This is a genomic window from Actinoplanes teichomyceticus ATCC 31121 (genome assembly GCF_003711105.1).
Lineage (GTDB): Bacteria > Actinomycetota > Actinomycetes > Mycobacteriales > Micromonosporaceae > Actinoplanes > Actinoplanes teichomyceticus.
Genome location: NZ_CP023865.1, coordinates 4286981 through 4306527, shown reverse-complemented (window position 1 = coordinate 4306527; position 19547 = coordinate 4286981). Strand labels below are relative to the sequence as shown.

Sequence of the window (19547 nt, the reverse complement as noted above, 5' to 3'; positions counted from 1 at the left end):
CTCAGCCCTCGGCGGTGGCGCTCACCAGGGTGCACCGGTAGTCCACCCGGATCCGGCCGCCGTTGCGGTCGAGGAATCGGCCGACCTCGCGCAGCAGCCGCCGCCTCGTCCCCTCCGGCAGGGCCAGGTGCCGGCTCTCGGTGCTGAGCAGGTCGCACCACTGCTGCCCGGTGAGCACCTCGTACCACGGCAGGACGGTCGTCGTCACGTTCCGCAGGCCGTGCTCGCGCAGCTCGCGCGCGTAGTTCGCCGCGTCGGACTCGTCCAGGTCCGCCAGGCCGTCCTGCCCGGCCGGCAGCCCGTCGGGCAGGAGGCCGGCGTAGACCCGGTGGAGACCACGCGCGATCAGCGGGTTCAGCGTGCCGAAGTTCCAGGCCAGCAGCAGGTTCCCGCCCGGGCGCAGCAGCCGCGCCGCCCGCCGGGACCGGTATCCGGGACGCAGCCAGTGCCACGCCTGCCCGCACGCGACCGTGCCGAACCGGCGTCCGGCGTCGTCCCAGTCCTCGAACGCGGCGACCTCCACCGCCACCCCGTTCGCCGTGGCGACCGCGGCCATCCGCGGGTCCGGTTCCACGCCGAGCACGTCGTATCCCAGCCCGCGCAGCGCGCCGGCGAGTTTGCCGGTGCCGCAGCCGATGTCCAGGGCGGGGCCCGGCCGGGCCCCGCCCTGCGCGGCGACGGCCGTGGTCAGCGCCTCGGCGGGGTAGCCGGGGCGCAGCCGGTCGTACTCGCGGGCACGGGCGCCGAAGCTGTCCGCGGCCCGCACGGCGGGGTCCGTCACGTCAGTCCTCCGACCAGGGTCACGAACGTGTGCTGCGGCAGGAAGAGCAGGTAGGTGCCGACCGAGGCGAGCCCGAAGGGCACCAGCCGTTTCGGCAGGATCGAGGTGAACGCGGCGTGCATCGCCAGGCCGAGCAGCGCGCCCAGCGGCCAGGTGAACGGGAAGATCAGCAGCAGCGGCAGCGCGCCCTCCACCGCGATGGTCGCCAGCGAGGGCAGTCGCCAGCGGCGGGCGACGGCCGGATCGGCGGTGGCGAAGCGGCGGGTGAACCAGTCCGGGAAGTAGTACTCCCGGCGCCCCGGCGGCAGGTCCGCCTGCACGGAGGCCAGCTGCTCGAAGGTCTTCTGGAGGGTGTCGCCGCTGGTGAATTGGCGGGACGCGGCCTTGTACCAGGTGCTGCTCCAGTACACCTGGCACATCAGCGCCACGGCGGCGACCTGCGGCCAGGAGGTCAGCTCGCCGTCCGGGGCGGGCGGGGTGAAGAACGCCGCCGGGGAGCCGGAGTCCAGCAGCGACTGCAGGCTCAGATACGCGTCGGCCCCGGAGGTGAAGACGAACGGCACGCACATCAGGCCCAGGAACAGCGTGTTGAACTTGCGGTCGAACGTGAACTCGAACAGGCACCAGGCGGCCACCACGCCGGCCGCCAGCGGGGTCAGGATCCCGGCGAGCAGGCAGCCCACCGCCACCGCCCGGGCGGTGTAGAACACCCGGAACGCCGAGGGGCTCAGCAGCAGCTTCACGGCCATCTCGTCGCGCTCGTAGCGCCAGCGCAGCAGCGACTTCGGATCGAGGTCGAAGAACCGGGCCATGCCGAACCGGTGATCCGCGATGATCTTCCAGAGCAGGGCGACGCCCAGGATCAGGCGGAACAGGCACAGCGCCGGACCGGCCGTCGTACCGCCGATGGGTAACAGGTCAGGCACGGACCACCTCGCCGTTGCGGACCGCGACCTTCACGTAGCGGAACGGCAGCAGCACGACGCCCTCGCCGACCACGTGCCGGCCGCGCTCCTGCTCCAGGTAGGTCACCAGCGAGCCGAGACCGGCGGCGGAGTTGAAGTGGTCGTGTCGCAGCTCGTAGTCCCACGGGGAGATCGGCGCGTCGTCGGTGCTGTCGCGCAGCCGGGCCCGGTACGCGCTGATGTGCGAGAACATCGCCCAGGACCCGAACGAGCCGGGCGGGGTGAAGAATCCGCGCCACACCAGCAGGCCCAGCACCGCGCAGGCCAGCACCGCGGCGGCGATCTGGTCGACCACGTCGTCTCCTCGTCCCTCGTCGCAACGGTCACAGCACCATCGACGGCACCGGCCAGCGGTCGATCAAAGCGGGCGCCCACCAGTCCAGGTCGCCCAGGCGCAGCACCAGCCGTTCGTCGCGCATCGCGTCCAGCACCTGCGGGTCGACCTCCGCGGCCCGCTGCTGTTCCAGCTGCAGGACCGCGCGCACGTAGTCGTCCTCGGACAGGTCGAACAGTTGCAGCACGCCGTCGCGGCGATCCCGGATCTGCACGAACCCGGGGCCCCGGCGCCAGACGCAGCGCCCGATGTAGAACCTGCGGTGCCACTCGCGCAGCCGCTCCTGCGACCCCCGGCCGTCCAGGGAGGCCGGCGGCTGCAGGTGGGTCAGGTCCCGGGCGACGAGCTCCGGGTCGGCCCGCCGGCCGGTACGCAGGTGCCAGCGCACCAGCAGCCCGCGCGCGGTGGCGACCCGGACGAAGTCGAGGGCGTGCAGGTCGCGCGGCTCGGGGGAGCGCAGCGAGATCGGCTCGTCCAGCGCCACCGACCGGATCCCGCCGCGGTACAGCTCCCGCACCCGCTCGCCGGCCGGCGCCGGCGGGGCCACCGTCAGATGTCTACGCACGTGAACTCCCCGGCCTGCTCGAACGCCAGCTCCGGACCGCCGGACGTGTCCGTCTCGTGCCGGATCCGCAGCATCAACTGGTTCTCGTCCTCGGTGGCCAGCCGCACCGCACGATCGGCCTCGACGAAGATCAGCCCGAGCCGGCGCCAGTCTTGCAGCAGCTCGGCGACCCGTTCCCCGGGCCATCCGGCGTCCGGGCCACCGGCGAGGCGGACCAGGTGCGGCAGGGATCGGGGGTCGGCCAGGGCGTGGAACAGCGCCCGCTCGGTGGGGTCCGACAGGGTCAGCTCGCGCCAGGCGAACCCGGGCCGGGAGTTGACGAGCCGGATCCGCGCGCCGTCGTCGGCATAGCTCAGCCTGCTCAGGACGTAGTGGCCCGACCATTCCTCCAGAGCGCTCTCCAGCCGGTCCGCCAGCTTCGCGTCGATGCCCTGGTCGTCGGTCTCGAACAGGTACGCCAGGTCGGCCAGCTCGCGGTCGGGCAGATCGTAGATGAGCGAGTACTGCCAGTGCGGGCGCCGGCCGGCGAAGCCCAGCTCGGGCCGGTCGAAGTAGGGGCTGAACCGTTCCAGGGCGATTCGGTTCGCGCCGGTCGGCGGGTGCAGGTGGTGCAGGGCCGGCAGCTGCTCCATGATCGGCTCGTAGTCCTCGGGCGCCTCGCCGGGGAAGCCGTACAGGTAGTTCCAGGCCACCGACATCCCGTTGCTCTCCGCGTCGCGCAGGAACCGCACGTTGTGGGTGCCGCTGACGCCCTTGTCCATGATCTTCAGGACCCGGGAGCTCAGGTTCTCGATCCCGGGCTGGACACTGACCACCCCGGCGTCGCGCAACCGCACGATCTGCGACATGGTCATGTTCGACTTGACCTCGTACTGCATCCGCAGGTCGAACGGGGCCTCGGCGAGCTTGGACAGCACCGAGTCCAGGAACGACATCTCCAGGATGTTGTCCACCGCGTAGAAGTCCAGCACGTGGTGGCGGCCGGCCAGGTGCAGGATCTCCTCGAGGTAGGTGTGCGGGCTCTTGCTGCGGAACGTCATCGCCGAGCCGTTGAGCCCGCAGAACGTGCAGTGGTGCTTCTCGCCCCACCAGCAGCCGCGCGCGCCCTCGACGACCAGCACGGGCTCGAACCAGGACTGCACCCGCGAGCGCCGGAACCGCTCGAAGTACGGGTCGAAGTCGGGGGTGGGAATCTCCGCCGGCGACAGCAGTTGCCGGCTCGGCGGGTTGCTCACACTCGCGCCGTCGCGCCGCCAGCACAGTCCGGCGATGCCGGACAGGTCGTCGCGGCCGGTGGTGTGCAGCGCCTCGACCAGCTGGACGACGGTGCGTTCCGCCTCGCCGCGTACGACGTAGTCGAGGCAGTCGAAGTTGCGGTGCAGCGCCTCGCCCTGCGGGCCGTCGCAGTTCGCGCCGCCCATCACCGTCATGGTGGCCGGCGCCAGTTGTTTGATCCGGCGCAGCAGCGCCAGCGAGGCGACGTTCTGCTGGAACGTCGAGGTGGCGCCGACCAGGTCGGGGCCGTCGGCGACGATGCGGTGGGCCATCGCGTCGACGAAGGCCGGCACGGTGCGGTGCAACCGGAGCGACGTCTCGAGCTGGCGGTCGCTGATCCGGCCGGTCATGATCCTGGTGAATTCGTCGACCCGCCACTGCGGGTCGTCGTACAGGGCCGAGGAGAACACCCAGTCGCCGCAGCCCATGAAGTAGCTCTGCAGCGAGAAGAAGTTGAACTCCGCGGAGCCGTATCCGCCCTGCTGGTCCATCCAGTCCGCGAAGTCGATGTTCGCGTAGACGGTCGTCAGGTCGGCCTGCGGGAAAGCGTCCGCGATGCGTCGCGCGAGAATGCCCAGGGCCAGCGACGGGGTGGCGATCGTGGCCCACGGCATGCCTACCAGTGTGATTTTCATCAGCTCTCCAAAGGGACCTGACGTTCCCGGTGCGATCGGTGACCGCACCGGGAACGCGTGACCGGCCGTCCGGTTCAGGCGTTCCGGATCAGAACTTCACCGTCACGCTGACCTCGACGGACGCGACACTCCGTTCGGACTGCGGATCGTTGAGCACGACGCTCTTCTGCATGGTTTCCTCCTCTCGCTGCTCGGTGAAGCCGGCACTCAGGCGTGCGGGAGTGCCGGAATCTCGGGGGACGAGGCCGGCGGGCGTCGGATCGGCACGACGACCGCGGGCGGCGGCGTCCTAGCCGCTCACGCCATGGCCTCCGGCGGATGTCGACCCGCCGGCCGCGACACCAACGCGGTCGTGGGTCGCGGGCCGAATCATCACGCGACGCAGTCTTGCACCCACTCGGAGTAAGCCAACATGGATGTAAGTCGATATTTCAGTTGCCGCGGATCAGGTCACATCCGCCCAACGACTAGCTGACCGGCTCCAACGGCGTGCCGGTCATCGCCGGTTTCAGCAGGTGGGGTCCGACCCCGTCGGCGCCGGTTGCGCGGACCCGCGACCGGAACCGATCGCCGCTGCCCCGGCCGTACCGGGACGGGGCCGCAAGCCGGCGCGCGTCCCGGGCGCGCCGGAGCCGCTGCCGCCCGTGTCCAGCTGCCGGTGCGGCATCGTTGCTGGTGAGCGGGCTGACCGCCGGGACGGTCTTGTCCCGGGCGGGCGGCTCACCTACGGTCGGCCGTGACCGGACGATGAGGAGGACGCGATGCTGCTGGCCGACCGCCCGCACCGCTGGGCGCGGGTGCCCGCCGACCGCTCCCTGAGCGCCTCGACGGTCGAGGAGGCGCCGCGCTTCGACGCCGGCCCCGGCCGCGGGCTGCCGCGCTGCACCGTTGAGGACATCGAGGTCGCCGGTTGCCCGATCCGGGCGGCCAGCGGCCATCTGGAGCTGGCCGTCCCGGCCGGCCGACTACGCCGCCGCGCCGGGCTGATCGTCGGCGGCATCGAGGAGGTTCCGGCCCAGTGGTGAACAGAGTCGAGTTCGACGAGCCCCGGTGCATCGCCGCCGGCCAGTGCGTGATGACCGCGCCGGAGGTCTTCGACCAGCGCGACGAGGACGGCGTGGCGATCGTCCTGCAGCCCGAACCGGCCCCGGAACACCTGGACGCGGTGCGCAACGCCGTCGCGGTCTGCCCGGCGGCCGCGCTGCAGCTGGTCGAGCGGTGACCGGACCGCCATAACGCTCCAAGGCGGAGCGTCACCGCAGGTGGAGGCCCGCTGGGCGGGTCACCGGCCGGGCGGCCGCTCCGGCCCGGACCTTAGTCGCGGACGACCCGGGCGACCAGGCCGTTGGAGGCGACCTCCTCGACCGCCGGTCGCGGCTGCGGGGCCTGCTCGGCCCACCAGCGCGAGACCGACTGCACGCCCGGCGCGACCGGTCGCAGGTCGGGCCGGTCGAACAGGGCGGCCAGCTCGGTGCCGGTGCGGTCGCGCCACTGCCGTTCCATCACCGCGCGCAGCGCGGCCACCTGCTCGGCGGGCATGTGCTCCGGGGTGGCGTGCGAGGCGGCGACGATGCTCCCGGACGGCAACGCCGAGATCAGCGTGTCCAGGATGGCGCGCGGGTCGTCGTCGTCCCGGATGAAGTGCAGGACGGCGATCAGCAGCAGGCCGACCGGCCGGGTCAGGTCCAGGGTGGCCCGCAGGTCGTCGTCGGCCAGGATCGCGTCGGGCCGGCGCAGGTCGGCCTGGATGTACGTGGTGCGGCCCTGCTCGGTGCCGGTCAGCAGGGCGCGCGCGTGGACCAGCACGAGCGGGTCGTTGTCGACGTAGACGATCCGGGCCGCCGGGTCGGTCTCCTGGGCGATCTCGTGGGTGTTCGGCGAGGTCGGGATACCGGTGCCGATGTCCAGGAACTGGCGGATGCCCTCGCGGGCCATGAACCGCACGGCACGGTGCATGAAGAACCGGTTCTCCTGGGCGCTCAGCCGCGCGGTGGGGTGCCGCTTCTCGATCTCGTGCGCGGACTGCCGGTCGGCCTGGAAGTTGTCCTTGCCGCCGAGCAGGTAGTCGTAGCGGCGAGCGGGATGGGCGACCGAGGTGTCGATACCGGAATCCTTCATCGGATCAGTCACCAAAAGTCCCCTTCCGCACCGGCCAGGCGAATCACGAGGATCGTAGTCAATTGCTGCCAGCCGTCGCCGCCCGGTACCGGAAACGCCGGCCGAGCCTTGCCGGTCGGCCTTGCCGACTCGGCGTCCGGTGGACCGGTGCGCGGGTGGACCGGCACGACGCCCCGCGCGGACAGCGGGGCGTCGCCTCAGATGCCGACCGGGCCGCGTACCGAGAGCGCCAGCGTCTCGCCCCACTGCCGGGCCCGCTCCTCCTCGCCGGCCACCAGCGGGCCCCGCGCCGACTCGACCCGGAAACTCTCCGCCTCCAGCACCTGCCGCCCGCCCAGGCCGCGCAGCCGGCGCATCGCCTTGCGGGCCGCCGAGCCGGACGGCAGCGGCGTGTTCGACCGGGTGTCGAAAGCGGCCACCGCCACCCCGGCCAGCTGCGGCGCCCGGTCCAGGAACTCGCGGATCCCGGCCTCCTGCGCGCCCTCGCGAATGGCGCCCTGCCGGGCCGCGTCAGCCCGGGTGGCCGGCCGGCTCATCCCGAACGCGTGCGTCGGGCCGCCGAGAACCAGCAGGTCGACGCCGGTCAGCGGGGGCATCTCCCGGACGTCGGCCAGGGTGACCGTGTAGCCCTTCTCCAGCCCGGCGGCGACCAGCCCGGCCACCTTGGCACTGTTGCCGAACATCGATTCGTAGACGACAAGTGCGCGCATCAGGGCCTCCGGACGATCAGGATCGGGCTCTCGGCGTGCTGCAGCAACTGCAGGCTGGTCGCGCCGAGCAGAGTGTTGGTGAGCAGGCCGTGGCCGCGGCTGCCGACGACCACCAGACGCGCCTCGTGCGAGGCGGCGACCAGGGCCGCCGCCGCGCCGTCGCTCGCCAGCCGCAGCTCCACCGGCACGCCGGGGAACTTGTCGTGCCACCGCGTCACCTGCTGCGCCAGGTCGGCGGGCGCCGTGTCCGGCAGCTGCGCGGTGGACCGGCCGAGCGCGCGGATCACGGTCAGTGCGGCGCCGCGGTCGTCCGCGGCGGTGAACGCCGTCTCCAGCACCGCGTCGGCGTTGGGCGAGTCGTCCACACCGGCGACCACCGGCCCGGTGTCCGGGTGCTCGCGGATCACCGCGACCGGGCAGCGGGCGTTGGTGGCGACCCGCTGGCTGACCGAACCGAGCCGCAGCCCGGCGAAGCCGCCCGCGCCGCGGGTGCCGAGCACCAGCAGCCCGAGGTGCTCGGTGTCGCCGAGCAACTGGCCGGTCGGGTTGCCGACCAGCACGTCGGCCGCCACCTCGACCTCGGGCGCGGCGTCGCGGGCCTCACGCACGGCGACCGCCACCACCGTCGCGGCCAGCCGTCGGGCCGTCTCGAACGCGCCACCGCCGAAGTCGTAGCGCGCGGCGCCCCAGTCCCAGTCCAGCACGTGGACCACGCGCAGCGGCAGGCGCCGCCGGCGTGCCTCCTCGGCCGCCCAGCGGACCGCGACCGTGCCCGACTCGGCGCCGTCGGTGGCGACGGCGATGGCTGGTGAACGCATACCCCGATGATCATCCGGGTCGATGGCGGCGGGCAGAGCCGACCGGGCCGCAACGGGCGGGACCTGTGGCCCTGACCGAGGGGACGGTGTGCGGACCAGAGTGGAGGCACGAACCGAGGGAGGGATCGTGATGAGGACCTGGACCGTGGGCGACGTGATGACCAAGGCCGTCGTGTCCGTGGATGAGAACGCCTCCTACCGGGACGTGGTGGACGTGCTCATCGAGCGGCGGTGCAGCGCCGTCCCGGTGGTGGACGCCGGGCACCGGGTGATCGGCGTGATCTCCGAGACCGACCTGCTCCGCAAGATCGAGTACGCCGGCGACGAGTCCGCGCGGGTCTTCGAGCGCCGCAGCCGGCGCGGCGAGCGGGCCAAGGCGTCCGCCCGCACCGCGGCCGGGTTGATGAGCGGGCCGCCGGTGGTGGCGCTGGCCGGGACCCCGGTCGCGGCGGCCGCCCGCCGGATGGACGCCGAGCACGTCAAGCGGCTCCCGGTCGTCGACGAGCTCGGACGCCTGGTCGGCATCGTGTCGCGCGGCGACCTGCTGAAGACGTACCTGCGCCCGGACCTGGACATCCAGGCGGACGTGGAGAACGGGGTGCTGCGGGCGTTCCTGGTCGACGACACCGCGAGCGTGACCGTGTCGGTCACCGACGGGGTGGTGGCGCTGGCCGGGCGCGTCGGGCGGTACTCCTCGGCGGAGCTGGTGGAGCGGCTGTCGCGCCAGGTCGCCGGGGTGGTCGAGGTGGTCTCCGGCCTGACGTACGACGTCGACGACCGCCAGCCGGTGGTGGCGCCCGCGCCGTTCTTCTGACCGGTGGTCCTGGGCCGCGGTGCGGGATCGCCGGCGCGGCGGCGCCGGATGCGGTCACCTCGTCGACGCCGCCGCCCTGGGCGGGCCGGATGACGGGGCCGGCACGTCGACGGGCCGGGATCGGCCCATCGACGTGCCGGCCGCTCAGTAGCCGAAGTCCTGGGTGTAATACGGGGCGCCGCTGGCGGCGTAGACCGCGCCGACACCGACCGTCGTCGACCGGCAGTTGAGGATGTTGCGGCGGTGACCCGGGCTGTGCATCCAGGTGTCGACCACCTCGTCGGCGCTGCGGTAACCCCACGCGATGTTCTCCGCCGACGGCTTGGCGTAACCGGCCGCCCGGGCGCGGGCGACGAAGTCCGAGCCGCCCCGGCCGGTGTGCGAGAACGTGCCGCTCGTGCCCATCCACGCGCTGTGCCCGCGAGCGGCCGCGGTCAGCGCGGCGTTCTCGGCCAGCGGGGCGCAGCCGTGCGCGGTGCGCTGCTCGTTGGTGAGCCGGAGGATGTCGGCCTGCAGCGTCTGCTCGGCGGCCTTCGCCTTGCCCCGCGCCGGCGCGGCGTCCGCCGGGGACGCGGTCATCATGACACCGGCCGCGGCCGGGACGACGAGGGCGGCCAGGGCGAGACGGCGGGAGAGGAAGCGCAAGGAGGACCCCTTCGACAGTACGGCGCCCGGCTCGCTGCCGGGTTCACCGTTTCCTTCGTCGCGCTCCGCGGCGCGTTGATCGCCGGACGGTGGCCGCCGGGTCACCGTCCGGTTGCCGCCCGCGGTACGCCGGTCGCCCTCGCCGCGCGCATGAGCTGCCACCCGTCCCCGGTGTGCGGGAGGCGACCGCCCACCCGCCCTTGACCTGGAGCGCGCTCCAGGTGACAGCGTGGACGCCGTCGACCTACCGGGAGGGAGAAAAGGCGATGACCGGACGCAGGATGATCCTCGGTGCGATGTACTTCGGTACCCGGCTGGACGAGGCCTCCTCCATGGCGCTGTTGGACCGCTTCGTCGATCAGGGCGGCACCTGGATCGACACGGCCAACAACTACGCGTTCTGGGCGGATCCCAGCGGTGTGGGCGGGCAGAGCGAAGCGCTCATCGGGCGGTGGCTGGCCGCCCGGCCCGGGGTCCGCGACCGCGTGCGGATCAGCACGAAGGTGCGGTACCAGCCGACGGTGCCGGGCCGGTGGCCGGAGTCGGCCGAGGGCCTGTCCGGGCCGGTGATCCGCGCTGCGGCGCAGGCGAGCCTGAAGCGGTTGAACACCGACCGGATCGACCTGTACTGGGCGCACGGTGAGGATCGGACGGTGGCGCTGGAGGAGACCGTGGCCGCCTTCGGTGAGCTGGTACGCGACGGAGTGGTGGCCCGGCTCGGCGCGTCCAATCACGCGGTGTGGCGGGTGGAGCGTGCCCGGCAGCTGGCCGGGCAGCAGGGTGTCGCGGGCTTCACGGCGCTGCAGCTGCGGTGGTCCTACGTGCAACCCCGCCCCGGCGCGCGGGTTCCCGACCAGGGACACCGGTTCCTGTCGGCGGAGGCGTTGGACTATGCCCGATCCGAGCCCGGCGTTGCGCTGTGGGCCTACACGCCGCTGATCAACGGCGCCTACACTCGCCCGGACCGGCCGTTCCCGGAGGCGTACCACCACCCGGGAACGGACCGCCGCCTCGCCGCGCTCACCCGGGTCGCCGACCAGCTCGGCGTCAGTCGTAATCAGGTCGTCCTCGCCTGGATGGCGACGGGCGACCCGGCGGTCACCCCGATCGTCGGGGTGAGCACCCCGGCGCAGCTGGACGAGGCGCTCCAGGCGGACCGGGTGACCCTCAGCGACGACCAGCGCCGTGAGCTCGACGAGGCCGCCTGAGCCGTACCCGAAGAGCTGCCCGGCCCCGACACCGCGAAGGTCCCGCCCCGCGCTGCGGCCGGCCGTACTTGAGCGACCGCTCAAAACGTCGTATCGTCTCCTCTTGAGCAGATGCTCAAGAGGAGCGGTCGGCATGGACGGCGGCTGCCGCGGACCGCGGGCGCGGCGACCCGGCGATTCCGCCGCGGCGGACGGCGGCGCTCCGCCGGCGTGGGCGAGCGTGATCGGTGCGGCGCCGGCGCGGCCGTGCGGCTGGCCGCCGGCGAGGTGGAGGGCTGTCGTGAAGGTCGTCATTCCCGGTGGGACCGGGCAGGTCGGCACGATCCTGGATCGGGCACTGACCGCGCGCGGTCACGATGTCGTTGTGCTGACGCGCGCCCCACGAGGCGACCGGCAGGTCTACTGGGACGGCACGACGCCCGGGGACTGGGTCCGGGAGATCGACGGCAGCGATGTCGTCATCAACCTGGCGGGCCGCAGCGTGAGCTGCCGGTACACCGCGGAGAACCTGGAAGCCATGATGAATTCGCGGGTGGAGTCGGCGCGCGTCGTCGGTGATGCCATCGCCGCGGCGGCCCGGCCGCCCCGGGTGTGGCTGCAGATGAGCACCGCGACGATCTATGCGCACCGGTTCGACGCGGCCAACGACGAGCGCGACGGTCTGCTCGGCGGCGACGAGCACGACGTGCCCGGTTACTGGGCGTACAGCGTGAGGATCGCCCGGAACTGGGAGGCCGCGCAGGAGCGGGCGGTGACACCGCACACCCGCAAGGTGGCGCTGCGGTCGGCCATGGTGATGAGCCCGGACCGCGGCGGCGTTTTCGATGTGCTCAGCTGGCTCGTGCGGCTGGGCCTCGGCGGACCGGTGGCCGGCGGCAGGCAGTACGTCTCGTGGATCCACGACCACGACTTCGTCCGGGTCGTCCAGTTCCTGATCGAGCGCGAGGACCTCGCCGGGGCGGTGAACGTGGCCGCGCCCGAGCCGTTGCCGCAGCGAGAATTCATCCGCCACCTGCGTACGGCCTGGCGGATGCCGGTCGGGCTGCCGGCCACCAGCGGGATGGCCGAGATCGGCGCGTTCGCGCTCCGTTCGGACACCGAACTGCTGCTGAAAAGCCGACGAGTCGTCCCGGGGCGCCTCGCCGAGGCGGGGTTCACGTTCGACCATCCGCGGTGGCGGGCCGCGGCCGCCGATCTGACCTCCCGGCGCCGCCGAGGCGGCAGGTAGCCGGGGCCGCCGGCGCACCGGGCACGTATGGTCCGACCTTCGCCCGCCGGTCGCTGAGCCGCCGGCACGGTCTCGCCGCCGGATCGCGTCGGAGGGGATCGCCGCGGGGCGGCCCTCGCGGTGTGCCGGGCCTGGGGAGAACTTGTGGAGGTCTCGTGTCCGGCCTTCCGCGCGGACGGCCGGTGGCGCAGGGTCGTGGTCATGCGCGCTGACACGTCTGCGGCCGATCGTGAAGAAGCCGAGTGGCGTCTGTGGGACCCGGCCGACCGGCAGGACGGGGAACCTCCTGAAAAAGGATCTTTCGCGGAGCGCGCCGGACCCGCAACGGCAGTGTGGAGCCGTCGCGGCCTGCTCCAGATGGCTCTGGGCTGTTCCGGCTGGCTGCCGGTGCCGGTGCTGTGGCTCAGCTCCGGCCCGCCCTTCGGGGCGACCTTCCTCAGCAAGTCGATCTGGCTGGCGATTCTGCTCACCGCCGCACTGGTGTCGACCACGGTCATCCTGGCCGCGTGCGTGAGACGATCCTGGGGAGTCGCCTGGGCGAGCCTGGCCCTGGCCGCCACCGGCGTGGTCGTCACCGCCCGGCACGATCCGCAGGACGACTACATCGAGTACCAATACCACACCCATCGCACGGCGCTCATCGAACTGGCCCGGGACTACCGCGCCGGACGCCTGGCGGGCGACCTGACCCTGCCACCCGGCGTCCGTTCGCTGTCCCCGTCCGGATTCGCCTACGCCGATCGCACCGTGCTGTTCGTGCAGATGTGGCAGGACTGGCGAGCCGAATCCGGAACCGGTCTGGCATATTTCGCCGATCCGCCTACCGCGGAGACGAGCATCACCACCGCCTCGGGCGATCGGGGACAACCGCAACGGGAAGTGGGCGACGGATGGTGGTGGGTGAAATAGGTTCCCGGTACGCCCGCGGCTCACCCGCACGGACATCTCATCGGCGGCATCTCGCGGAAGGTTCTCACCCCGACGCTGCGCCGGCCCCAGGCGTACGGCCTGATCGACCGGCACGCGTACGCCGAAGCGCCGCCGCGCGTGGAGTACACCGGGCCGCATGACTCCCGGACAGCCTCTGGCCGCAGCCTCAGGTTCGGACCCTCCGCGGGTCGTGCCGTGACCTCAGCGAGTTACGGGTGGGTGGGGTTCGGAAGCCGTGTCGTGCCATTTCGCAGCCGGTGTTCGGCGGGTGCGCCGGAAATACGACCAGCCGGCGAGCGGGAGCGCCGCTGTCCAGGCCAGAATAATCGGCAGGCCGATGAGCGCGCCGGTGATGGTGAACGGGTCGGCGGGGCTGGCGTCGGCGATGGCCCGGGGGATCTGGACCGGAAGCGTGAGTGTGTAGCCGATCATCAGAGCGGAGCCGAGCACGGTGGGGGTGAGCGGGAACCATGCCGGGACCCGCCGCCCGCCCAGCAGCGGCATCCATCGCGGATAGATCAACCCCCAGGGCCTGGTGAGGCCGAGCGCGAGCACACCGCCGAGAACGGCGAGCGCCGCGAGCAGGGTGAGATAGAAGGCTCCGGCGGGTATGCCCATGATCCCGTTCGGAAAGCTCTCCGTGCCGTTGCTGCGGCCGTGGTACCAGGCATCGAAGCTTTGCGCGTGAGCCAGGAAGGGGACGCCGAACATCCACGGTAGATGGAGGGGAACGAAGCCGAGCACGGGCGCCACCCAGCCCACCGTTCCGGCGATCCGCGCCCATCGGGGTGGGTCGGGAACTTCGACGGCATCCATAGACGGCAGCCTTCTCGTGTCCGGCTGTGAACGGCCTGAGGACACAGCCTGCCCGCAGACACGAGGCCGTACGGCGTGCGCCGGGCGGACGACGCGGGGTGCGAGACCTCGCCGGCCGCGTCAGCCCGAGGCCGAGCACGCCATCTCGGGACGGTGCGCATCGACGCCGTCGGGTTCGCGCGGTGCGGCGAGCGGCTGCGGCAGCGGTTCGGGAGCCGGGGACAGGGTGCCCACCAGGGTCAGGGCGGCGGCGATGAGCACCATGTTCTTCAGGATGTACTGGCCCTCCAGGCTGGGCACCAGCGCGTGCTGCCACATCTGTGCGGGGAACAGCACCAGCGGGGTGAGCGTGCCGGCCATCTGGGCCAGCAGCGCGGCGAGAGCGGCTCGCGGCAGCCGGCCGGTGAGCAGGGCGACCCCGATGAAGGTTTCCAGGACGGCCAGCACCAGCCGCCCCGTGCCGCCGGTGACGAGCCCGAAGCTGAGCGCGTCGATGGTGCGGATCGCCAACGCGTCGGCCGGGCTCAGGCCCGGCACGAACTTCAGCACCCCGAACCAGAACAGCACCGCGCCGAGACTCAGCCGCAGCAGCCGCATACGGTGGCGGGCGCACAGCCCGACCGCGCGGCGCTCCAGCAACCGGTACCGTGCCATGACAGGCGAGGGCGACGTCATCAAGGGTGGGCCCTTCGTGGTCGGGCCGGCGACCGGAACCGGCTGCCGAGCGAACAGTGCTGCCGCTACCAGCTTCGACACCGGCCGGGGCCGGCTTAGCCGAAGCCGCTCGGCAAAGCCTCTGTCAGCAGCGGTCCCGGACACCCGGAACGAGGCGCCAGAGCCACCCTGTGCGTCGCACGTTCGACATCGCCCGCGGCTGGGGCGGCCGGCAGCCCACCGGCGCGCCGTTCTTCGTGGTCACCCATCGCCGGCCGACGCAGTGGGCCGGACCCGGCACCGGTGGCACCGCGGTCACCGACGGCATCCTCAGCGCGCTGGACCCGGCCCGCCCGGCGGCCGGGAGCCGCCCGGTGTCCGTGACCAGTCCAGTCTCGCCCAGCAATACCTGCGTGCCGGACAGATCGACGAGATCGACCTCAACGTCGTGCCGGTCCTGCTGGGAGGCGGGGTCGCGCTGTTCGGCAACCTCGACAAGGCGATAGATCTGGAACGCACGCGGGTCGTCGAGTCAGATGGCGTCACCCATGTGCGCTACCGGGTCCGCACGTAGCGAGCCGGTGATGCCGGTGTACGCCTGGCTGGTGACCGTCGAGCTGGCGGCCAGGGCGGTCCGTTGCCACCGCCCGGCCGGGCCTTCGGCGACGACCGCGAGCCGGCCAGGCCGGACCGCCCGGTTCTCCGGGAACGCCACGACGATCCGCTGACCACGGCGACCGGCGACTTCCCCGCGTACGGAATCGAGCGCCGCCGTTCACTCCCGCGTCGAGAGGAACGTGTCGTGGTCGCGCCGTCTCGCACGACAGGCCCGAAGGACGGTGTTCAGCATCGCGGCGCCCGCGACGATCCCCAGCAGGAGCTTCACCGACACGACGCCGAGCTGTTCCGGCCACGCCGTGCCCGCCTCGGGCTCCACGGCCGGGTACACCGCGAAAGGAAGCTTCCAGCAGCCCCAGGCGACGAGGAACCCCGACGCCAGCCAGCTCGCGCTGCTCGGCATCCACAGGGGCGCCGCCGGGCGAGCCCGGGCAATGACCCAGACGCCCCACGCTCCGGCGAGCGACCAGATCCCGGCGTTGCCGGCCTGCAGATGCCAGGTCGGTTCCCGCGCGGCGGGATCTCGCAGACCGATCGTGCCGCCCGCCGCCCACACCAGGTCGAGCGCCCCGACCAGCAGCGTCCCGGCCAGCGCGAGCATCACCGGTCCGGGCCGGAACACCTCGGACGGACGGATGCCCACCACACCGTCCCCGACCCTGCCGGCGAACGCGGCCGGCCGGCGAGCGCGCAGATGGGACGGCAACGCCACGGCCAGCCCCACCCCCATCCCGATGAAGCTGGCCTGGATGAGGGGCCCATACCGATCGTGACGGTGTTCAGCACCACGAAGCCGGCCACGCTCAACTGCTCGGCAGACCGGACAGGGCGCCTGTCACCCAGGAAATCTTGATCAGAAGATACGGTGTCATCGCCAGGGCGGCGCCGTAGGCGAACACGGCTCGCACCGGGACCCGGCCCCCGCCCCGTCCGGCCATCACGACATCTCCCCGCGCGCGGCACCGATCCTGACCATGCATCGGATCATTGCGCTCGATGCCTGTGGCCGCGCTGAGACTCATCCTCCGGAGCTGTCGCCGACCGTGCGGGCGCCGAGCCAGGCGCCGTCACGTGGGTGATCGGCGCCTGGGGCCGCCGTTAGAGGAGTCCGGCGAGTTTGTACAGCACCAGTGACCCGGCGACGGCGACGTTGAGGCTCGACCCGGTGCCGGCCATCGGGATCTCCACAGCACCGTCGAGCAGGTCGAGCGCCTCCGGTGGGATACCGGTGGCCTCGTGCCCGAGCACCATGACGGTCCGGCGCCGGGCGGGGGGCAGGTCAGCGAGCCGGACCGCCTCGTCGGCCAGTTCCACGCCGAGGATGCTCGCTCCCGCCTGACGCTCGCCGGCAAGCCACCGTAACGGGCTGCCGACGCGGTGCACGCAGGCCGGCTGCCTCAGCGTGTTGCCGCGGGCCAGGGCCTCGTCCACCCAGCCGAACGGCGGCACCGCCAGGCACGCCCCGACGGCGTCGCAGGTGCGCAACAACGTGCCGAGGTTGGCGCCGTGCAACGGCCACAGGGGTGCCGCGATGAGGTGTCCCCAGCATCGGTGCCGGCGAGGACGCCGGGCTGACCGGATCTCCCGAGGGGTCCGGGCCCGGATCGCGGGCTTCACCGTACGGGAGCGGTGACGCTCCAGCATTCGAAGATCATGTGATGGCGTGCTTCTCGGCGCACGCGGGCCATCGACAGAGGGCGTGATTGCGACCGACATGCTACCGCCCGCCCGCGCGTGCCGCCGGAGTCACCCGCCCTCGCCCGGGGCGCGGGTCACTGCCGTTCGGCTGTCGGTCGACCGCGAACGGCTCCGGGGCGAAGGTCGGGGCTGAGATCGGGCCTACGCCTTCGCGTATGACCCGACCGGCATTGGTGGTCTTGTCACGTTCGACGGTGTCGAGATGAATAATCCCGACCAGGGTCCGGATGCCTGGGCCATCGGTGGGGCCCGGACACATTAGCTTTCGGGAGCTTGCGGCGCAAAAGGGGCTGGCAATTCGCTGGCCTGTTCCTTCGGTTAGACTCTTCAGTCTCGAAGGGCCGGTCCGCCGCGGAGGTGCTGCATGGGCTACAAGAATGAGGCCGAGGTAAAGAAGGCGCTCGGGATCGACACCTGGCGAAGCCTGTCCAAAGATAAAGTGTTCCAATTCGCGGCGATGATGCCGGACATGGACAGGGAAGTCGCCCTGAAGATCATCGAGCAACTTCCCGAGTACACGAAGTTTCTCACCGCTTCGCTGGAGATCCTGGAGAGGGAGCACGAATCCACGCTGACATCCAATTCGCACAGCCAGGATCATGTCCACCGAGCATACCGAGAGATCAGAGAGGTCCTCAAAGGTAAGCTCGGCCAGGAGGACATCGGCTGGGAAGAGACAAGGTACCTCATCGAACAGATGATGGAGACGGCGAGACAGGAGTCCGCCAAGGACACCGAGAACAAACAGTTCCTGGACGGGATCTTCAAGAAGGCGGCGATCGGAGCGGGCGCCGCCGCCGCCATGGCCATAGCATTTGTCGGCGGCCGGTACATTCTTCAGAACGGGGGCATGTCGGAAGATCTCTGAAACTCGTCCGGCCGATGGCCGGAATGCCGGCGGCTGCGTGCCCGGCCGGGCGCCGTCGCGGTATCACCCGGCCCTTCCCGCACTCATCCTGGATCTACCATTCGGTCCTTACCGGCGGGATTTCGCCGTAACGCTTCTCGATGAACTGTTCGCGTAACATGGCCGCAATCCGCCTGCAGGCGGCCGCATCCTGCGGTTCGCTCGGCTCGTCGACCGCCGCCCAGCGCCGCAGGGCGGAGACCACCAGGCCCCATTGCCGGGCGGTAAGGGAAAGATTCGCGGTCTGCCCCGGCTTCGGCCAGGATTCGAATCCGCTCGCGTCCTGCGGCAGATCCGGAATCTGGTGCCAGCCGGCTTGCCGGATGCTTTCGGCCACATCGGCGAGACCGGACGCGTGTTCGTCCAGCTGGTCGGGGGTGCCCGACTCCCACGCTTTGTCACGAAGGTCTTGGATCTCGAGGTCCATGACCGCGTCAACGACCAGCCAGTCGGCCATCGGCATGACCAGCGGATATCCGGTCTCATCTTCCGAGGCGCTCATGCTGCGATCATCACAGCCGGCAGGAGGACATGCGGGAGATCCGCGGGAGACGCCCCGGGCCTGCGATCCCCGGCGCCTCGCCGCGGCCGGGAAGTGTCGATTCCTCTCGCCGGGACAGGCCACCGACGCCGGATGCGACCGGCCTCGTGGCGACATCGCGGGGAGGCGATCTGCCCGGCGAACCCCGGGCGGTCCTGGACCGGCGTCAACCGCGGGCGACCAGTACCGGACAGTCCGCGTGATGCAGCAGCTGGTGACCGACCGAGCCCAGCAGGGTCCCGGTCACCGTGCCGTGACCGCGGCTGCCGACGACCACCAGTTGCGCCCGGTAGGAGGCGCCGACCAGCAGTCCGGCGGCCGTCCCGGCGGCGACCTGGACCTGCACCGGGACGTCGGGATACTCGCCGCGCCAGCCGGCCAGCAGGTCGTCCACCTGCTCGGCGTGACACCGCGCCAGATCTTCGGCGGGCGGGGGCAGGATCGGCGGGAGGCCGGGGGTGACCGGTGGCAACGGCTCGGCGTAGGCGTGCACCGCCAGCACCGGCGCGTGCCGCAGGCGGGCGGCGGTGAAGGCGGCGTCGAGGGCCAGCCGGCCGCCGGGTGAGCTGTCCACGCCGGCCACCACCGGACCGTCGGCGGCGGTGCTCCGGCCGCGCACCACGACCGTGGTGCAGGGCGCGTGGGTGGTCACCCGCTGCCCGACGGATCCGAGCATCAGGCTGGTGAACCCGCCGCGGCCCCGGTGGCCGACCACCAGCAGTCCGGCGTTCGCGGCGTGGTGGAGCAGCACGGCGGCCGGGTCGCCGGGCGCGACCACGGTGTGCACCGGGACGGTGAACGTGGTGGTGCCGGCGGCGGCGCGGGCGTCGGTCACGATCTCCTCCGCCAGATCGGCCGCGTCCGCCGGGTCCCGGCGCGGCAGGCCGGGCGTGGCGGCCCAGGTGGTGTCGTACGCGGTGAGGATGGTCAGTGCGCCGCCGCGGCGCTGGGCCTCGATCGCGGCCCAGCGGACCGCTGCCTGCGCCGGTGCGGAGCCGTCGGTGCCGACGAGGACGGGTCCGCTGGTGTTCATCGGCTGCCTCCCGGGATGGAGCCGGCTCCTCGGACCGTAACACCTGACCGGGCGGGACGCGGGTCCGGTCGCAGCTCCCGGGGGTGGCGGCCCGGCCCGCGCCCGGACGACGAGCGGCCCGGCGGTAGCGCGTCACCGGTTCCCGTGGGCACGCTGATCCGGTGTGGAGGCCGGCCGCGTCCCGTCGTTCCGCCGCAGCGGTGAGCCGCCGCGTCTAGGCTGGCACCAGGGTGCTTCGGGCACCGCCGTGGACG

Annotated in this window: 23 protein-coding genes and 1 pseudogene; 8 read left to right on the top strand and 16 right to left on the bottom strand. The window is 72.1% G+C overall.

What is annotated here, in order from left to right:
* Position 1: 1 nt before the first annotated feature.
* The 5 genes from ACTEI_RS37145 to ACTEI_RS19020 are packed head-to-tail and all read right to left on the bottom strand — an operon-like array spanning position 2 to position 4555.
* Positions 2-781, bottom strand: coding sequence for a class I SAM-dependent methyltransferase (locus ACTEI_RS37145; protein WP_164466017.1), 780 nt, complete (start codon positions 779-781; stop codon positions 2-4).
* Positions 778-1707: a hypothetical protein gene (locus ACTEI_RS37140; protein WP_164466016.1), complete on the bottom strand. Its 930-nt coding sequence runs from the start codon at positions 1705-1707 to the stop codon at positions 778-780. The genes ACTEI_RS37145 and ACTEI_RS37140 overlap by 4 nt, the downstream gene beginning before the upstream one ends.
* Positions 1700-2041, bottom strand: a complete 342-nt coding sequence (locus ACTEI_RS19030) for a hypothetical protein (RefSeq protein WP_122978889.1) — start codon at positions 2039-2041, stop codon at positions 1700-1702. Before ACTEI_RS19030 ends, ACTEI_RS37140 begins: the two co-directional genes overlap by 8 nt.
* Positions 2042-2069: 28 nt before the next feature.
* The gene (locus ACTEI_RS19025; protein ID WP_145831022.1) at positions 2070-2645 is read right to left on the bottom strand and encodes a DUF5825 family protein; all 576 of its coding nucleotides are present in this window, start codon (positions 2643-2645) and stop codon (positions 2070-2072) included.
* Positions 2630-4555, bottom strand: coding sequence for a RiPP maturation radical SAM C-methyltransferase (locus tag ACTEI_RS19020; protein ID WP_122978887.1), 1926 nt, complete (start codon positions 4553-4555; stop codon positions 2630-2632). The genes ACTEI_RS19025 and ACTEI_RS19020 overlap by 16 nt, the downstream gene beginning before the upstream one ends.
* Positions 4556-5316: 761 nt before the next feature.
* On the opposite strand from ACTEI_RS19020, the gene ACTEI_RS19015 reads away from it, so the two are divergent.
* Both ACTEI_RS19015 and ACTEI_RS19010 read left to right on the top strand, forming a co-directional pair.
* The gene (locus tag ACTEI_RS19015) at positions 5317-5580 is read left to right on the top strand and encodes a hypothetical protein (RefSeq protein ID WP_122978886.1); all 264 of its coding nucleotides are present in this window, start codon (positions 5317-5319) and stop codon (positions 5578-5580) included.
* A complete protein-coding gene (locus tag ACTEI_RS19010; RefSeq protein WP_372443267.1) occupies positions 5577-5777 on the top strand; it encodes a ferredoxin in 201 nt (66 codons plus the stop codon). The genes ACTEI_RS19015 and ACTEI_RS19010 overlap by 4 nt, the downstream gene beginning before the upstream one ends.
* Positions 5778-5869: 92 nt before the next feature.
* On the opposite strand, the gene ACTEI_RS19005 is transcribed toward ACTEI_RS19010, so the two are convergent.
* From ACTEI_RS19005 to ACTEI_RS18995, 3 genes are all read right to left on the bottom strand, one after another.
* On the bottom strand, positions 5870-6673 hold the full coding sequence (locus tag ACTEI_RS19005; protein ID WP_122978884.1) for an SAM-dependent methyltransferase: 804 nt from the start codon (positions 6671-6673) through the stop codon (positions 5870-5872).
* Between the two features lie 197 nt (positions 6674-6870).
* Positions 6871-7383 (bottom strand): flavodoxin family protein, encoded by a 513-nt coding sequence (locus ACTEI_RS19000; protein ID WP_122978883.1) that lies wholly within the window; start codon positions 7381-7383, stop codon positions 6871-6873.
* A complete protein-coding gene (locus tag ACTEI_RS18995; protein ID WP_122978882.1) occupies positions 7383-8201 on the bottom strand; it encodes a universal stress protein in 819 nt (272 codons plus the stop codon). Before ACTEI_RS18995 ends, ACTEI_RS19000 begins: the two co-directional genes overlap by 1 nt.
* Positions 8202-8331: 130 nt before the next feature.
* On the opposite strand from ACTEI_RS18995, the gene ACTEI_RS18990 reads away from it, so the two are divergent.
* Positions 8332-9015: a CBS domain-containing protein gene (locus tag ACTEI_RS18990; RefSeq protein WP_122978881.1), complete on the top strand. Its 684-nt coding sequence runs from the start codon at positions 8332-8334 to the stop codon at positions 9013-9015.
* A gap of 144 nt (positions 9016-9159) precedes the next feature.
* On the opposite strand, the gene ACTEI_RS18985 is transcribed toward ACTEI_RS18990, so the two are convergent.
* Positions 9160-9660 (bottom strand): CAP domain-containing protein, encoded by a 501-nt coding sequence (locus ACTEI_RS18985; protein ID WP_122978880.1) that lies wholly within the window; start codon positions 9658-9660, stop codon positions 9160-9162.
* 266 nt (positions 9661-9926) lie between these two features.
* Here ACTEI_RS18985 and ACTEI_RS18980 point away from each other — a divergent pair, with 266 nt between their 5' ends.
* The 4 genes and pseudogenes from ACTEI_RS18980 to ACTEI_RS39195 all read left to right on the top strand — a co-directional run.
* Complete coding sequence (locus tag ACTEI_RS18980; protein WP_122978879.1) at positions 9927-10868, top strand: aldo/keto reductase; 942 nt, start codon at positions 9927-9929, stop codon at positions 10866-10868.
* Positions 10869-11148: 280 nt separating this feature from the next.
* Positions 11149-12096, top strand: a complete 948-nt coding sequence (locus ACTEI_RS18975; protein ID WP_122978878.1) for a TIGR01777 family oxidoreductase — start codon at positions 11149-11151, stop codon at positions 12094-12096.
* Between the two features lie 201 nt (positions 12097-12297).
* Entirely contained in the window at positions 12298-13005 is a 708-nt protein-coding gene (locus tag ACTEI_RS18970; RefSeq protein ID WP_145831023.1) for a hypothetical protein, read from the top strand.
* A gap of 39 nt (positions 13006-13044) precedes the next feature.
* A pseudogene (locus ACTEI_RS39195) lies at positions 13045-13101 on the top strand (hypothetical protein); the annotation flags it as partial.
* 126 nt (positions 13102-13227) lie between these two features.
* Here ACTEI_RS39195 and ACTEI_RS37135 read toward each other — a convergent pair.
* From ACTEI_RS37135 to ACTEI_RS18940, 5 genes are all read right to left on the bottom strand, one after another.
* Positions 13228-13842 (bottom strand): hypothetical protein, encoded by a 615-nt coding sequence (locus tag ACTEI_RS37135; protein ID WP_145831024.1) that lies wholly within the window; start codon positions 13840-13842, stop codon positions 13228-13230.
* Positions 13843-13962: 120 nt separating this feature from the next.
* Positions 13963-14496 carry a hypothetical protein gene (locus tag ACTEI_RS18960; protein ID WP_187645952.1) on the bottom strand — a complete coding sequence of 178 codons (534 nt, stop codon included), beginning with the start codon at positions 14494-14496 and terminating at the stop codon, positions 13963-13965.
* A gap of 532 nt (positions 14497-15028) precedes the next feature.
* Positions 15029-15211 carry a hypothetical protein gene (locus ACTEI_RS18950; protein ID WP_122978876.1) on the bottom strand — a complete coding sequence of 61 codons (183 nt, stop codon included), beginning with the start codon at positions 15209-15211 and terminating at the stop codon, positions 15029-15031.
* Between the two features lie 60 nt (positions 15212-15271).
* Positions 15272-15844, bottom strand: coding sequence for a hypothetical protein (locus tag ACTEI_RS18945; protein WP_203723674.1), 573 nt, complete (start codon positions 15842-15844; stop codon positions 15272-15274).
* Between the two features lie 368 nt (positions 15845-16212).
* Positions 16213-16626: a TrmH family RNA methyltransferase gene (locus ACTEI_RS18940; protein WP_203723675.1), complete on the bottom strand. Its 414-nt coding sequence runs from the start codon at positions 16624-16626 to the stop codon at positions 16213-16215.
* Between the two features lie 550 nt (positions 16627-17176).
* Between ACTEI_RS18940 and ACTEI_RS18935 the strand changes: the two genes are divergently transcribed.
* Positions 17177-17680, top strand: coding sequence for a hypothetical protein (locus tag ACTEI_RS18935; RefSeq protein WP_122978874.1), 504 nt, complete (start codon positions 17177-17179; stop codon positions 17678-17680).
* 94 nt (positions 17681-17774) lie between these two features.
* On the opposite strand, the gene ACTEI_RS18930 is transcribed toward ACTEI_RS18935, so the two are convergent.
* On the bottom strand, positions 17775-18221 hold the full coding sequence (locus ACTEI_RS18930) for a hypothetical protein (RefSeq protein WP_122978873.1): 447 nt from the start codon (positions 18219-18221) through the stop codon (positions 17775-17777).
* Positions 18222-18426: 205 nt separating this feature from the next.
* A complete protein-coding gene (locus ACTEI_RS18925) occupies positions 18427-19293 on the bottom strand; it encodes a universal stress protein (RefSeq protein WP_122978872.1) in 867 nt (288 codons plus the stop codon).
* Positions 19294-19547 lie beyond the last annotated feature (254 nt).